Origin of the sequence: Vagococcus martis, assembly GCF_002026305.1 — a bacterium.
GTDB lineage: Bacteria > Bacillota > Bacilli > Lactobacillales > Vagococcaceae > Vagococcus > Vagococcus martis.
This window is the reverse complement of the sequence record NZ_MVAB01000001.1, coordinates 2,163,686-2,177,919: the sequence shown is the minus strand read 5'-3', so window position 1 is coordinate 2,177,919 and position 14,234 is coordinate 2,163,686. Positions and strand designations below refer to the sequence as shown.

The 14,234-nt window shown below is 32.8% G+C and carries 14 protein-coding genes and 1 tRNA gene; 4 read left to right on the top strand and 11 right to left on the bottom strand.

Features of this window, described 5'->3' with window-relative positions; translation table 11 throughout:
* Positions 1 to 53 precede the first annotated feature (53 nt).
* From BW731_RS10630 to BW731_RS10620, 3 genes are all read right to left on the bottom strand, one after another.
* Positions 54 to 557: a hypothetical protein gene (locus BW731_RS10630; protein WP_079348027.1), complete on the bottom strand. Its 504-nt coding sequence runs from the start codon at positions 555 to 557 to the stop codon at positions 54 to 56.
* A gap of 71 nt (positions 558 to 628) precedes the next feature.
* Entirely contained in the window at positions 629 to 1,390 is a 762-nt protein-coding gene (locus tag BW731_RS10625; protein WP_079348025.1) for a hypothetical protein, read from the bottom strand.
* Between the two features lie 29 nt (positions 1,391 to 1,419).
* Positions 1,420 to 2,223, bottom strand: coding sequence for a DUF5677 domain-containing protein (locus BW731_RS10620; RefSeq protein ID WP_079348023.1), 804 nt, complete (start codon positions 2,221 to 2,223; stop codon positions 1,420 to 1,422).
* A 68-nt stretch (positions 2,224 to 2,291) separates the two neighbouring features.
* Here BW731_RS10620 and BW731_RS10615 point away from each other — a divergent pair, with 68 nt between their 5' ends.
* On the top strand, positions 2,292 to 3,293 hold the full coding sequence (locus tag BW731_RS10615; protein ID WP_198931938.1) for a hypothetical protein: 1,002 nt from the start codon (positions 2,292 to 2,294) through the stop codon (positions 3,291 to 3,293).
* 80 nt (positions 3,294 to 3,373) lie between these two features.
* Here the strand turns inward: BW731_RS10615 and BW731_RS12880 are convergent, their stop codons facing one another.
* The 8 genes from BW731_RS12880 to rpoN form a co-directional block, all read right to left on the bottom strand.
* On the bottom strand, positions 3,374 to 3,529 hold the full coding sequence (locus tag BW731_RS12880; protein ID WP_079348021.1) for a helix-turn-helix domain-containing protein: 156 nt from the start codon (positions 3,527 to 3,529) through the stop codon (positions 3,374 to 3,376).
* A gap of 648 nt (positions 3,530 to 4,177) precedes the next feature.
* Positions 4,178 to 5,479 carry a surface-displayed alpha-enolase gene (gene eno, locus BW731_RS10600; protein ID WP_079348017.1) on the bottom strand — a complete coding sequence of 434 codons (1,302 nt, stop codon included), beginning with the start codon at positions 5,477 to 5,479 and terminating at the stop codon, positions 4,178 to 4,180.
* A 103-nt stretch (positions 5,480 to 5,582) separates the two neighbouring features.
* The gene (gpmI, locus tag BW731_RS10595; protein WP_079348015.1) at positions 5,583 to 7,109 is read right to left on the bottom strand and encodes a 2,3-bisphosphoglycerate-independent phosphoglycerate mutase; all 1,527 of its coding nucleotides are present in this window, start codon (positions 7,107 to 7,109) and stop codon (positions 5,583 to 5,585) included.
* A gap of 1 nt (position 7,110) precedes the next feature.
* The gene (gene tpiA / locus BW731_RS10590; RefSeq protein ID WP_079348013.1) at positions 7,111 to 7,866 is read right to left on the bottom strand and encodes a triose-phosphate isomerase; all 756 of its coding nucleotides are present in this window, start codon (positions 7,864 to 7,866) and stop codon (positions 7,111 to 7,113) included.
* Positions 7,867 to 7,887: 21 nt separating this feature from the next.
* Entirely contained in the window at positions 7,888 to 9,075 is a 1,188-nt protein-coding gene (locus BW731_RS10585) for a phosphoglycerate kinase (protein ID WP_079348011.1), read from the bottom strand.
* A gap of 90 nt (positions 9,076 to 9,165) precedes the next feature.
* A complete protein-coding gene (gap, locus tag BW731_RS10580) occupies positions 9,166 to 10,170 on the bottom strand; it encodes a type I glyceraldehyde-3-phosphate dehydrogenase (RefSeq protein WP_079348009.1) in 1,005 nt (334 codons plus the stop codon).
* A gap of 42 nt (positions 10,171 to 10,212) precedes the next feature.
* Positions 10,213 to 11,250 (bottom strand): sugar-binding transcriptional regulator, encoded by a 1,038-nt coding sequence (locus BW731_RS10575; RefSeq protein WP_079348007.1) that lies wholly within the window; start codon positions 11,248 to 11,250, stop codon positions 10,213 to 10,215.
* 173 nt (positions 11,251 to 11,423) lie between these two features.
* Positions 11,424 to 12,767, bottom strand: a complete 1,344-nt coding sequence (rpoN, locus tag BW731_RS10570) for an RNA polymerase factor sigma-54 (protein ID WP_079348005.1) — start codon at positions 12,765 to 12,767, stop codon at positions 11,424 to 11,426.
* A 62-nt stretch (positions 12,768 to 12,829) separates the two neighbouring features.
* Here rpoN and BW731_RS10565 point away from each other — a divergent pair.
* The 3 genes from BW731_RS10565 (at position 12,830) to BW731_RS10555 (ending at position 14,198) form a co-directional block, all read left to right on the top strand.
* Positions 12,830 to 12,901 (top strand) — tRNA-Arg (locus tag BW731_RS10565).
* A gap of 178 nt (positions 12,902 to 13,079) precedes the next feature.
* Complete coding sequence (clpP, locus tag BW731_RS10560; protein ID WP_079348003.1) at positions 13,080 to 13,673, top strand: ATP-dependent Clp endopeptidase proteolytic subunit ClpP; 594 nt, start codon at positions 13,080 to 13,082, stop codon at positions 13,671 to 13,673.
* A 12-nt stretch (positions 13,674 to 13,685) separates the two neighbouring features.
* Positions 13,686 to 14,198: a thioredoxin domain-containing protein gene (locus BW731_RS10555; RefSeq protein ID WP_079348001.1), complete on the top strand. Its 513-nt coding sequence runs from the start codon at positions 13,686 to 13,688 to the stop codon at positions 14,196 to 14,198.
* Positions 14,199 to 14,234: the final 36 nt, after the last annotated feature.

Genomic DNA, 14,234 nt, shown 5'->3' with positions numbered 1-14,234 from the left:
TTGTAGTGTACTACTAACTAGGATGCATTTTGTAGTTAGCAATATCCAACTCATCATCTAATTTTTAAATAATCTAAAATAGTTACTAAATTAGCAATAAATCCAGCAAGTGCTCCTAGGATAAAAAATAAAATTTTAACATTAGGTATCATGCCTTTACTAATAGATTTATCAGTACTTTTTATTTCTTTAGTTACTTCTTTGGTCGTTTTTTTTGAATTTCTTACTGTAATTTGTTCTGAGACACCTACAAAAGTTCCAAATACTCCTATTAAAAGTAAAAGAACTCCAACTATTTTAATTAAAGTTGAATTTATAAAAAATAAGCTGATTGCTGGTACTAAAAATAATATTCCTATCCCAATTGAAGCAAAGCCTTTTCCATTATCAAAAGATTCAAGTTCTATTCCTAAACCTGCTACTCCAACTGATACGAGTACTACACTAAAAACTGTTGTTATTAGGGTTTGTTTAAAAACAATCGGTAATACTATTCCAACTACAATTATAGCTAATGCCAAGCTAAATCCAACACCTGAATTTTTATCTTCTTTCATTACATCACTCTCTTTTGCATTTTATTTATTTGAAAAAATTAATTTAAATATTTCTCAATAAAATCAGAATTTTATTGAGTATTATCTATATAGTAATTTTTGTTATTTAAAATTAAAATATTTAAAAAATATGATAATAAATTATAGTAAGTTGATATAAATAATTCAATCAAATTTTCACTATATTCTTCGCCTTTATGAATGTATTTTATTTCAATCTCCGAATTAAAAAAATCATCTTCTATTGAATCAATCTCGGAATAAGTATCAATCAAAGTATTATTTCCTTCAGGATGAATAAAAACTTTATTTCTGATAAATTTCAGTTTATCAATACTTTCCTTATAAGTACTAAAACTAATTTCATCAGTTAAGTAAGTATTCAACTTTGTTTCTTTTACAAATTGAATTAAATACTTATGAAGAACATTCAAGTTTGTAAATGCTCCAACTATATAAGTAAAATAATCAGGTTTCAAAGCGTTAAATAGCGTCTTTTCATTCAACTCTATTTGAAAATCATTTACTATTTTTGTCTCCAATTTATTGTCTGTTACATCAAAAATATTAAATAATAAAGCTTGTTTAATTTCAAATGTTTCAAAATACATCATTGCATTTGAGCAGATTTGTAAATAAGTCACTATTCCATCCCAATGTAAAATATATTTTTTATCAGTGAGATATTTAAAATTATTATCCATCAAATTTATTATCAAATCATTCAATTCTTTATGATTTATATTATAAAATCCTTCTCTGAATGAAGTCTTTATTTTAAATTCTTTATCTTTATATAAAACACTTGATAGCTTCTCTTTAAAATCGGGCATTATATTCTGTTCACTCCAATAAATCATTTTTATTCATTTTCTATACGTAATTTTTCGATTTTGATTTTTAATATCTCCAATTCTTTTCCTATTTCATATATTGGATTACTCTCAACTAATCCTAAATAATTACATAATAATAATAAATTATCTTCCAAATATTTTAATGACAATAGTAAGTTAGTATAGAGAATCATTTTATTGTGGCTTGATATATAATTCTGAAAGTCATTACTTAAGTTTTCTTCCATTGTTTGTGGATGTACCCAGTTTGACATCAAATCATAACTATATAAATATGATGATATATTCTCATATTCTAAACTCAATTCTAACAAAGACTTTTTACTAGCAAACTCGTACCATGTTTTGTATATACCTTTGTCAGAAACTGATTTTAATTCATTGATTAAATCTTTTTTCATCGCCTCTAATTTCTTGCTTTCTTTATCAGTAATTACTTTACTATCCTCCTCTTTAATAAACCTACTGATTTTATGCGATAACTCAAAACCTTTCTTATTTTTATAAACTTCTAACATTTCTTTTTTATTATTTGCATCAATATAAACTTTAAAAGAAATGTTCATTTCATAAATTGTTCTTTGAAGTGGGAACACTCCATCAAAAGTTGAATTATTAACTAGAAAAAAAAGTGTGTTTATTCGTAAATTCATATTCCCTAGTATCAAAAAAAGCAATGTATCATACTCATTATTTGAGTATGTTTGTAATCTTTTTAATCTTCTGCCTACCTTATAAAAAATTGATTCATAACTTAAAGTATTCATAAGAACTCCTTTCGCTTTTATAACAATTATTTTTTCTAACATGATAAAGTTTCTCATTCATAGTAAAATAAAGTACATAGATTTTAATTAAATTGCTTGAAGATGATTTCATGAGTTTTCTAATATTAGAAGAAAATGATATAGACGACATTTTAAAATATATAAATAATGAACAGATTATTTTTCATCCAAAATACTCATTAGAAGGTGCTTTAGACTATTCTATAATAAAAAAACTTTCATTTGAAAATAATTGCCAAATAATTTTAGATAGAAATTTGCTAACAAGTCTTTTAAAAATAAGCACTGATGGATTTTTAAAAGACTCTAATGAAGAAAATTTAATATCTGTATTGATGGTTTGGTTACACCTATTAGATATTAATCCTAATGCTAGCATTGCAATTATGGAGAATGCATATAACAGTAACAACTCTAATAATGCGAAAAAAGAACTAGTACAATTCAAAGAAATATTTAATCTTATCCCAACTCAACTTTGGTTTGATTTAGCTAAAGGTAAAATTGATAGATTACCCATCAATATCATGGAGAACAAAGAAACAACTATCAATAATAATCTAAGTTACCACGCTGGAAATGACTTCTTTAAAATGTGTTATGCCAGTATTTTACACATTACACAATTGTATAAAAATAATAACTACTCTTCAGTAGAAAAAATAAAGAATTTTTGGGATTGGAATTTTGATAAATTACTTATTTCTCAGTATATAAATACTTACGTTATATTGTTATTCTCTAATCAAGAGAATATAAAAGCTCCTAAAAACTCTAATTCAAAAGATTTTGAGAAAATAAAAAAAGGGTGTATAAACCAAGCTTGGGATTTAACGTATTTATCAATATGGAGTACTCTATATTGGAATGAGTCTTCTTCAAACGACATACATTTTTTTGCAACTGCTGATATTCTTTTAAAAAGAATATTTATTAATTGTCACAGTGGTGAAAATCTCTACAACTTAATTTACGATTGTTTTTCAAAAAAGATGCTATTGACCTTATTAACTACTATCAGGAAAAAAGTAAAAATAGGAAAAAACCTGATTTTTTTAATCCAACAAAAGAGATTTACTTTTCTAATTTAATAAAAACAGAAGAGGAAAACTTAAAGCTATCTTAATTTTATTTAGTGTCTCTAAATTTTTTTAGAGACGCTTTATTACAGTTAATTTCTTTCATCTCTAATCCTATAAATCGTATTTCTAGCTACATCTAACTCTTTTGAAATCTGTGTTATAGGAACATCTTTCTCTAACATCTCAACTATTTTTTCATAAGTTACACGCTTCTGTTTATCTGCTGAATCAGCACTATAAGCCAAAGGACGCCTTTATATTTACCTTTTTCTTTCGCTAACTCAATACCTTGTCTTTGCCTTTTACATACCTTTTTACGATCATTTTCGGCTGTATACTTAAACAGTTCAATGAAAAGATTATTTAGTAACCTTCTCAAGTTATCCTCCTGTATACCATTTAGAGCCGAAAAATGAAGAATTTTAAGTATGGCTCCTTTGTCTTGTATCTGATTCATGATACTAGTTATTTTTTATTATTTCGTCCTAATCCGTCTAATTCCAATATACATATTATATCATCTTCTCTAATATAGTTAATCATTTCTTTTAGTTGTGGATGACTATTATCTTTACCACTTTATCTATCTGAAAAACCTTTTTTAACCTCTGTACCCTCTACCAACACAAATCGTCTTTCTAAATTTTGTTCTCTGGAAAAAACTCTCGCATACCCAATTCTTATCACGTAATCTTCCTATAATGATTTTTATATAATAAACACGTATATTTAACGAATTTAAACAATTATATATCAATGACTACGTATTGTATAGTTTAGGTATACTTACCAAACGATCTTCATTAAACAAAAAACACCCTCCAGTTTCCTAGAGGGTGCTCTACGTCCGAACAGTTTTAATTCCATTAGAATAAGCTATATTTAAACGTTAATTATTTGTTTTTTAAGTTGTAGAATGAAGCTAAACCTTTGTATTCAGCTACTTCACCTAATTGGTCTTCAATACGTAATAATTGGTTGTATTTAGCAATACGGTCAGTACGAGAAAGAGAACCAGTTTTGATTTGTCCAGCATTTGTTGCAACTGCGATATCAGAGATTGTAGAATCTTCTGTTTCACCAGAACGGTGAGATACAACAGCTGTAAATCCAGCTTCTTTAGCCATTTCGATAGCATCAAATGTTTCAGTTAATGTACCAATTTGGTTAACTTTGATTAAGATTGAGTTACTTACGCCCATTTCGATACCACGAGAAAGGATTTCAGTGTTTGTAACGAATAAATCGTCACCAACTAATTGAACTTTTTCGCCTAAGCGTTCAGTCAATAGTTTCCAACCATCCCAGTCGTTTTCATCCATACCATCTTCAATAGTGATGATTGGGTATTTGTTAACTAATTCTTCTAAGTAATCTACTTGTTCAGCAGCAGTACGTTTTGCAGCACCTTCGCCTTCAAATTTAGTATAGTCATATACGCCATTTTCGTAGAATTCTGAAGATGCACAGTCAAATCCAATCATAATGTCTTTTCCTGGTACAAATCCAGCAGATTTAATTGCTTCTAAAATTGTTTCAACGCCGTCTTCTGTTCCTTCAAAACGAGGTGCAAATCCACCTTCATCACCTACAGAAGTTTCTAATCCACGAGATTTTAAGATTTTAGCTAATGCGTGGAATACTTCAGCACCCCAACGTAAAGCTTCTTTAAATGTAGGAGCTCCTACAGGTACAATCATAAATTCTTGGAAAGCGATTGGTGCATCAGAGTGAGAACCACCATTGATGATGTTCATCATTGGAGTAGGTAATACTTTAGTATTAAATCCTCCTAAGTAATGGTATAAAGGTACTTCTAAGTAGTCAGCTGCAGCGCGAGCACATGCAATAGACACACCTAAGATAGCGTTAGCTCCTAATTTACCTTTGTTTGGAGTTCCGTCTAATTCGATCATACGACGGTCAATTCCCATTTGGTCTCTTACGTCATATCCAATTAATTGTTCTGCGATGATGTTATTTACGTTATCAACAGCTTTTAAAACACCTTTACCTAAATAACGAGATTTATCTCCATCACGTAATTCAACAGCTTCGTGTTCACCAGTTGAAGCACCAGAAGGTACCATACCGCGGCCAAAAGCACCACTTTCTGTATAAACTTCTACTTCAATAGTTGGGTTACCACGTGAATCTAAGACTTCGCGAGCATAAATATCTGTAATAATTGACATTAACATTTCTCTCCTTTAGGATTATTGTTTTTATAGCTATGGAAGGATTCTTCCATAATCATTGTACCATTTTCACGAATACTTTCAATTAAAAGCTCGTGAATTATTTAATTAATGACTCACCTGTCATCTCTTCAGGTTTTTCGATACCTAATAAGTCTAACATTGTAGGAGCCACATCTGCTAAACGACCGCCATCTCTAAGAGTTGCGCCAGCTTTTGTAACAATAACAGGAACTGGTACAGTCGTATGAGCTGTATGTGGGTTTCCTTCTGGTGTTGTCATTGTTTCTGAGTTACCATGATCGGCAAATATGATAGCAGATCCACCTTTAGCAATAATTGCATCTACTACTTTACCTAAACATTCATCCACAGCTTCAATTGCTTTAATCGCTGCTTCTAAAATACCTGAATGACCTACCATGTCAGGGTTAGCAAAGTTTAAGATAATCGCATCATGTTTATCTGCTTTAATATCAGCAAGTAACGCATCTGTTACTTCATAAGCACTCATTTCAGGTTTCAAGTCATATGTTTCAACTTTAGGTGAGTTGATTAAAATACGACTTTCTCCTGGAAATTCTTCGTTACGTCCACCGTTCATGAAGAATGTTACGTGTGGGTATTTTTCAGTTTCAGCAATTCTTAATTGTTTTAATCCTGCATCTGATAATACTTCACCAATTACATTTTTCATTTCGATTGGAGGAAATGCTACTTCTGCTACAATACTTGGATTATATAAAGTCATTGTCACAAATTTAACATTTTCAGGATGATTTTTACGTTCAAAGCGCTCCCACTCTTTATCAGTGAAAGCATTTGACAATTGAATCGCACGGTCTGGTCTGAAGTTAAAGAAAATAACAGAGTCATTGTCTTTTACTTGTCCAACAGGTTTACCATTTTCTTCGATTACAACTGGCACTAAGAACTCATCATTTACTTCATTGTCATAAGATTCTTGGATAGCTTGCAGTGGATCAGTCGCTTTCACGCCAATACCATCTACAATTGCTTCATAAGCTTTTGACACACGTTCCCAACGTTTATCTCTATCCATTGCATAGAAACGCCCAGAAACTGTCGCAACTTTTCCATAATCTAATTCTTTCATGACTTTAAGTAATTCTTCCATATAACCATAAGCTGAAGTTGGTGCTACGTCACGACCATCTAAGAAAGCATGTACGTAAGTTTCTTTTACGCCACTCTCTTTTGCCATTTTTAAAAGGGCATATAAATGGTTTTGGTGACTATGAACCCCACCATCAGATAATAGACCAAATAAATGAAGCGCAGAATCATTATCTAACGCATGTTGAATCCCATTATTTAGGGCAACATTTGTTTGAAACTCTTTGTCTTCGATTGCTTTGTCGATACGAGTTAAACTTTGATAAACTATACGGCCCGCACCAATATTAGTGTGTCCAACTTCAGAGTTTCCCATTTGACCATCAGGTAATCCTACATCTAAACCAGATGCTTTTAGTGTGTTGTGAGGATAGTTATTCCAAAAACGATCAAAGTTAGGTGTATTCGCTTGTGCAACAGCATTACCTGTAACTTCATCACGTTTACCATAACCATCTAATATAATAATTGCTACTGGTGCTTTTTCCATATTAGTTTAATGCCTCCAATAATGCTAAGAATGAATCAGGTTGTAAGCTTGCGCCACCTACAAGTGCTCCGTCAACATTTTCTTTAGCCATGTATTCAGCGATATTTTCAGGTTTAACTGAACCACCATATTGAATACGAACTTTTCCAGCTACGTCATCTGAATAAAGATCTGCAACTGTTTGACGAACAACTCCACAGATATCATCAGCGATTGTTGCGTCAGCAGATTTACCAGTTCCAATAGCCCAAATTGGTTCATAAGCAATAACTAAGTTAGATACTTGTTCAGCTGTTAAACCTTCTAATGCTGCAGTAATTTGTCCTTTAATCCATTCAGCAGTTTTACCTGCTTCATAAGTTTCTAAAGATTCACCACAACATACGATTGGTGTCATGTTATGAGCGATGATTGCTTTTGCTTTTTTATTGATGTCTTCATCTGTTTCGTGGAAATACTCACGACGTTCAGAGTGACCAATAATCACATAGTCAACACCTAAATCTTCTAGAGCTGCTGGAGAAGTTTCACCAGTGAACGCTCCGTTGTCTTCAAAGTAACAGTTTTGTGCAGCGATTTTTAAATCAGTTCCTTTAGCAATATCAACTAAATCTGTTAAGAATAAAGTTGGTGCGCCAATAACTGAATCCACTACATCGTTACTAGGGATTTTATTTTTTACTGCTTCAGCAAAGTCACGTGCTTCTGAAACAGTTTTATTCATTTTCCAGTTTCCTGCAATAATCGGTTTACGCATGTTCTCGACTCCTTATTAGTCTTATTTATCTGAAATAGATTCTACACCTGGTAATTTTTTACCTTCAAGGTATTCAAGTGATGCGCCACCACCAGTTGAAATATGTGTAAATTTATCAGCAAAACCTAATTGGATTGCAGCAGCTGCTGAATCTCCACCACCAATAATAGTCGTAGCATCTTTTAAGTTTGCGATAGCTTCACATACGCCAATTGTACCTTTAGCAAATGTCGGTAATTCAAAGACTCCCATTGGGCCATTCCATACAACTGTTTTAGCACCTTGTAATTCTTTAGTGAATAATTCAATTGTTTTTGGACCAATATCTAATCCTTCTAAATTATCTGGAATATTACTTTCATGAATTTCAGTTGGTGCATCATTATCAAAGTCAGGTGCACATACTGTATCCACTGGCAAAATAATTTTTCCAGCTGCTTTTTCAAGTAATTCTTTAGCTAAATCAACTTTATCTGGTTCACAAATTGATTTCCCAATATTTTTTCCTTGGGCTTTGTAGAATGTATAAGTCATCCCACCACCGATAAGGATTTTATCAGCTTTGTCAATTAAGTTTTCGATAACACCAATTTTATCAGATACTTTTGCTCCACCCAAAATTGCCACGAATGGACGTTTAGGTTCGTCAACAGCTCCACCGATAAATTTGATTTCTTTTTCCATTAAGTAACCTGCAGCTGAAGGTAAGTTAGATGCAATTCCAACGTTTGAAGCATGTGCTCTATGAGCTGTACCAAACGCGTCATTTACAAATACATCGCCTAAAGAAGCCCAGTATTTACCTAATTCTGGATCATTCTTGCTTTCTTTTTTGCCATCAATATCTTCAAAACGAGTGTTTTCAACAACTAACACATCTCCATCTTTCATTTCGCTAATAGCTTTTTCAAGCTCAGCTCCACGAGTTTCAGGAACGAAAGAAACTGGTTTATCTAGTAATTCTGAAAGGCGAGCAGCAACTGGTTGTAATGATTTGCCTTCTTTGTCCTCTTCAGTTTTTACACGACCTAAATGAGAGAAAAGAATTGCTTTTCCACCATGCTCGATAACATAATTAATTGTTGGCAAAGCTGCAACAATACGGTTATCATTTGTAATTTTTCCATCTTTAATTGGAACATTAAAATCAACACGTATTAAGACCTTTTTACCGTTTAAATCTAAATCTTCAACTGTTCTTTTTGCCATGCTTGTTGACGCCTCCTTATGAATTAACAAAAAAAGCGAGAAAGCGCGATTGCTTCCCCGCTTCGATAATCTTGATAGGGTGTATTAAAATTAAGCTAATGATGCGAAATATTGTAAAGTACGAACTAATTGAGCTGTGTATGACATTTCGTTATCATACCAAGAAACAGTTTTAACTAATTGTTTGTCGCCAACTGTCATAACTTTAGTTTGAGTTGCATCAAATAAAGAGCCATAAGTCATACCAACGATATCAGAAGATACGATTGGATCAATTGTGTAACCGTAAGATTCGTTAGCAGCTTTTTCCATTGCTTCGTTAACTTCTTCAACCGTAACTTGTTTGTCTAAAACTGTTACTAATTCAGTTAAAGAACCAGTTGCAACAGGAACACGTTGAGCAGCTCCGTCTAATTTCCCATTTAATTCTGGAATAACTAAACCGATTGCTTTAGCAGCACCAGTTGTGTTAGGTACGATGTTTTCAGCCGCTGCACGAGCACGACGGAAATCACCTTTTGGATGTGGTCCATCTAATGTCATTTGGTCACCAGTGTAAGCGTGAATTGTTGTCATTAATCCTTCAACAATACCAAAGTTTTTGTTTAAAGCATCTGCCATTGGAGCAAGACAGTTTGTTGTACATGAAGCGCCAGAAATAACTGTTTCTTTACCAGTTAAAATTTCATGGTTAGTGTTATAAACGATTGTTGGAACGTCATTTCCACCAGGAGCAGAGATAACAACACGTTTAGCACCAGCTTGTAAATGTAATTCTGCTTTTTCTTTAGATGTAAAGAATCCAGTACATTCTAAAACGATGTCTACGCCTAATTCGCCCCATGGTAATTCAGCTGGGTTAGCGTTAGCAGTTACTTTAACTTCTTTTCCGTTTACTTTGAAAAATCCGTCATGAACTTCAACGTCACCATTGAAACGTCCTTGAGTTGTGTCATATTTTAATAAATGAGCTAACATTTGTGCATCTGTTAAGTCATTGATTGCTACAACTTCTAATCCTTCAACTTCTTGGATACGACGGAATGCTAAGCGTCCAATACGTCCAAAACCATTAATACCTACTTTAACTGTCATGTGAGATTTCCTCCTTTAGAAAATCGAAAAAATTTATTTATTTTAAAGAGTTTCCTCTTTTAAAATCTGTTTTGCCGCTCCTTCATCTGTGATTAACCACGTCTGTTTAGGAGCATTTTTGATGTATGCTTCAATTGCTTTGGCTTTTGTTTTACCGCCAGCAACAGCAATAACATACGGTATTTCTTGAAGGTCTTTCATTTGAAGACCGATTCGAGGTATTTTATAGACGACCTCTCCGTCTTTATTAAAGAAGTAACCGAACGATTCAGCAACAGCACCCTTATTAGAAAGCATTGCTAAATCACTTGCACTCATGTTACGACGTTTTGCCATATGAAGTGCACGTCCAATACTGTGAATCACAACGTTTGACTTAGATATCAACTCTAATACGCGTTGAACAGTCGGCTCATGAAGGAGTAACTCATACGTTTCAGAACTAACTTGTTCTGGTACATATAACACTTTAAACTCGCCACCTGTTTGTTCTGCCATGGTTGCACTTATTGAATTTGCTTGAGTTTGAATGGTTTCACCAATCCCACCTCTTGCAGGGACAAATATATTATGTCTTTTAGGTGTTTCTAGTCGGTACATGCATTTACTTACTGTAGCCATTGTCGTGCCTCCCATGACGGCGATAATATTTTCACCATCAGGTAAACGTGTTGCAAGAATATCAGAAGTTAAATCTCCAAATTTCTCTAACACCTTACTTTCAACATCACTATCGCCAGGAGTAATTAAACACCTTTCAATATTAAGTTTACTAGCAAGTTTTTTCTCAAGGACACGATTGCCCGTCTGCTCTGCCATGACTATTTCTAAATCACTATAAAGACTTAATCCTTTTTCAGTAAGCGACATTCCAATTTTAGAGACTTCGATTAAACTAAGTTGTTTTAATACCTCTGTTTCACTTCGAAGTATCCGCTCAGTTAAATTTACCTTTTCAGATAATTTTCTGCGTCCAACTGGCTGATTCCAATATATATTTCGCAAAATACGAAACCGTTGTTCAATCACTTGAATCATGTCAGGAGCAATCTGTTCAATAATATCAAAATCATCGCTCATAGATTATACTCCTTAAGTACAGGGACAAATTTAGTCCATGATAGACTTTTTCTGACCCACATGTTGTATTTTGATAGGGTTGATGCAAAATAACTAATGATTTCGTCCAACCCTTACATGCTTATAATAACAAGTCTGACTAAATAATACAAGTCTGACACTCAAGTTTTTGTTTAATAATCAAATCTTTTTCTCTTTGTTGATGATTGTATTCCTAATTCTTCACGATACTTGGCTATTGTACGTCTGGAAATATCAATGTTTTTTTCTTTCAACAGGTCTACTAATTTTTGATCTGAAAGTGGTTTTGCTTTGTTTTCATCCTCTATTAACTCTTTTATTGTTTCTTTTATGTCACTAGTTGCGATCACATCAGAAGAATTTTTTTGCTCTAATCCTGTCGTAAAAAAACTTCTTAACTCAAATATGCCAAATTCTGTCGTTAAATATTTTCCATTTACAGCTCGACTAATCGTTGACTCATGAAGTGATAGGTCGTTTGCGATCTCTTTTAGCTTCATCGGTGTCAGTGGATGACTATCTTTTAGAAAAAAGTTAGATTGTCTTTTAACAATTTCTTTGCCAACTCTTAATATAGTATCTCCTCGTTGTTCAAGAGATTTTTTTAGCCAGTCGTATTCTGCTTTTTTTTCATTTAAATATTTTTCTACCTCTGTGCCACCTTGTCGCAACATTCGTTCAAAGTATTTTGATTGAAAGTTGACTTCTGGCTGTCCTACTTTAGTAGATGAAATAGTAATAGTATCTGTTTCTTTATCTACTTTTACAACTAAATCTGGATAAATCAAACTGTTCTCATCATTACTAAATATTGCTCCGGGATTTGGATGCAACTTTTGAATATAATCAAATATTTCTTGTATTTCTTTTAATGATAGGCCTAATTTTTTTTCAATTCGTTGCCATTTTCTATTTGCTAAATCATCAAAATATTCTTCTAATACTAGGTAAGCTTGATTAGGTGCTTCATCATCTCGCTCTGTTTGCAGCATTAAACACTCTTGTAAATTTCTCGCTCCAACTCCTGCAGGTTCTAACATCTGTATTAACGTCAAAGCATCTAACACTTCAATATAACTGACATGATTTATAGCCATCGCTTCTTCTATAGAAATTGTCAAATAACCATTCGTATCTATGAACTCAATTAGAAATAAACTTATTTTTCTAAGTTGGGTATCTCGATAATTAAGATGAATTTGCTCAATCAAATAATGAAATAGCGATTGCTCGTTTTCTGGTATTTGATTTATCCAATCTGTTTTATCGTTGTCTTGCGACCTATTATAGTGACTGCTTTCTAAATACTGAGTATCCATATCGGAAACGGATACATCAATTAGCGGATTTTCTAACATTTTATCATTTAAGAAAGACAGGAGGTCATCAGTACCAAACTGTAACATCTTAATAGATTGTTGAAGTTGTTGGGTCATAGATAATTTTTGGGTTTGAACCTGAGCTTGACCTTGTCGAAAATTTTGGGTAAACTTCATAACCTTTTCCTCCTTTTCATCTTGCTATTTAAGATATTTTTGGTAAACTAATACAAGTAGATGCGCCCTTAGTGTAGTGGATATCACGCAAGATTCCGGTTCTTGAGACGGGGGTTCGATTCCCTTAGGGCGTGTTACTTTCTTTTAAGAAAAGTATATCATATTTTAGCATAATATTTAGGGGACGAATGTCCTTTTTCTTTACTTTTTAATTTTTTGACCTTTATTGACCTTTTTTACGCTAAATTCTAGGTAGATTAAAAAGAGTATGTTAAAATATGTCTAGTAGCGTTACTATTAGGAGGAATTTATATGAATTTAATACCAACAGTTATCGAACAATCTGCTAGAGGTGAACGTGCTTATGACATTTATTCTCGTTTACTAAAAGATCGTATTATTATGTTAAGCGGACCTATTGATGATAACGTTGCAAATAGTGTTATTGCACAATTATTATTTTTAGATGCCCAAGATCCAGAAAAAGATATTTACCTCTACATTAACTCACCTGGAGGAAGTGTCTCTGCTGGCCTTGCAATTTACGACACAATGAACTTTGTCAAATCTGATATCCAGACCATTGTTTTAGGTATGGCAGCCTCAATGGGAAGTTTTCTACTGTCATCTGGAACAAAAGGGAAACGATTTGCATTACCAAACGCAGAAATCATGATTCATCAACCTCTGGGAGGAGCTCAAGGGCAAGCGACAGAAATCGAAATTGCAGCACGCCATATTTTAAATACGCGTGAGAGATTAAATAAAATCTTAGCTGAAAACACAGGTCAACCACTAGACATCATCGAACAAGATACTGATCGTGATAACTTTATGTCAGCTGAGGAAGCAAAAAAATACGGCTTAATTGATGAAGTAATGGTTAACAGTGCTGCCTTAAAATAAGGAGATGAGTCAATGGGTACAAAAAAAATCGATCCAACAAAAGTAACTAGCTCTGTTGGAATCAAAATTGGTAAAGCTGATGCACCAAATTTATTGTTTGAATTTGTTAATCTACGTTGCCCGTTTTGTAAACAATGGTGGGATGAAAAATTAGATTTAATCTCAAAAGAAGTGAACAGCGAAAATCTGCATTACGTGATTAAACTTTTTAATAAAGATTCTGCTAGTTTATCATTAGGCAATGTGATGCATGAGTACGTGCCAGCAAATGAACAAGCAATTAAAGTTATCACAGATATCTATAATTCACAAAGTCAATGGGGATCTCTCAGCACACAAGAAGAAGTACGAGAATTTGCTGAGGAAACACTTGGGTTAATCAAACAAGATAATCAAAAAATGCTACAAGATATTGTAGAAGAAGCTGCAAACGCCGATGTGCACTTTGTTCCAACTTTAATTGTTGATGATTTTGATTTTGATCAAAAAATATCCAATGACGATTTTCTTTCTTTATTACGATAATTAAAATAAAAAGTATCTATCTTAATCTCGCTTTTA

Excerpts from the sequence above, each read along its gene's own strand:
- BW731_RS10575 (WP_079348007.1), bottom strand. The coding sequence starts at position 11,250 with ATGAGCGATGATTTTGATATTATTGAACAGATTGCTCCTGACATGATT.
- eno (WP_079348017.1), bottom strand. The coding sequence starts at position 5,479 with ATGTCAATTATTACAGATATTTATGCTCGCGAAGTCTTAGATTCACGT.
- BW731_RS10585 (WP_079348011.1), bottom strand. The coding sequence starts at position 9,075 with ATGGCAAAAAGAACAGTTGAAGATTTAGATTTAAACGGTAAAAAGGTC.
- BW731_RS10625 (WP_079348025.1), bottom strand. The coding sequence starts at position 1,390 with ATGCCCGATTTTAAAGAGAAGCTATCAAGTGTTTTATATAAAGATAAA.
- BW731_RS10615 (WP_198931938.1), top strand. The coding sequence starts at position 2,292 with ATGAGTTTTCTAATATTAGAAGAAAATGATATAGACGACATTTTAAAA.
- tpiA (WP_079348013.1), bottom strand. The coding sequence starts at position 7,866 with ATGCGTAAACCGATTATTGCAGGAAACTGGAAAATGAATAAAACTGTT.
- clpP (WP_079348003.1), top strand. The coding sequence starts at position 13,080 with ATGAATTTAATACCAACAGTTATCGAACAATCTGCTAGAGGTGAACGT.
- gap (WP_079348009.1), bottom strand. The coding sequence starts at position 10,170 with ATGACAGTTAAAGTAGGTATTAATGGTTTTGGACGTATTGGACGCTTA.
- BW731_RS10620 (WP_079348023.1), bottom strand. The coding sequence starts at position 2,223 with ATGTTAGAAAAAATAATTGTTATAAAAGCGAAAGGAGTTCTTATGAAT.
- BW731_RS10630 (WP_079348027.1), bottom strand. The coding sequence starts at position 557 with ATGAAAGAAGATAAAAATTCAGGTGTTGGATTTAGCTTGGCATTAGCT.
- BW731_RS10555 (WP_079348001.1), top strand. The coding sequence starts at position 13,686 with ATGGGTACAAAAAAAATCGATCCAACAAAAGTAACTAGCTCTGTTGGA.
- gpmI (WP_079348015.1), bottom strand. The coding sequence starts at position 7,109 with ATGGAAAAAGCACCAGTAGCAATTATTATATTAGATGGTTATGGTAAA.
- rpoN (WP_079348005.1), bottom strand. The coding sequence starts at position 12,767 with ATGAAGTTTACCCAAAATTTTCGACAAGGTCAAGCTCAGGTTCAAACC.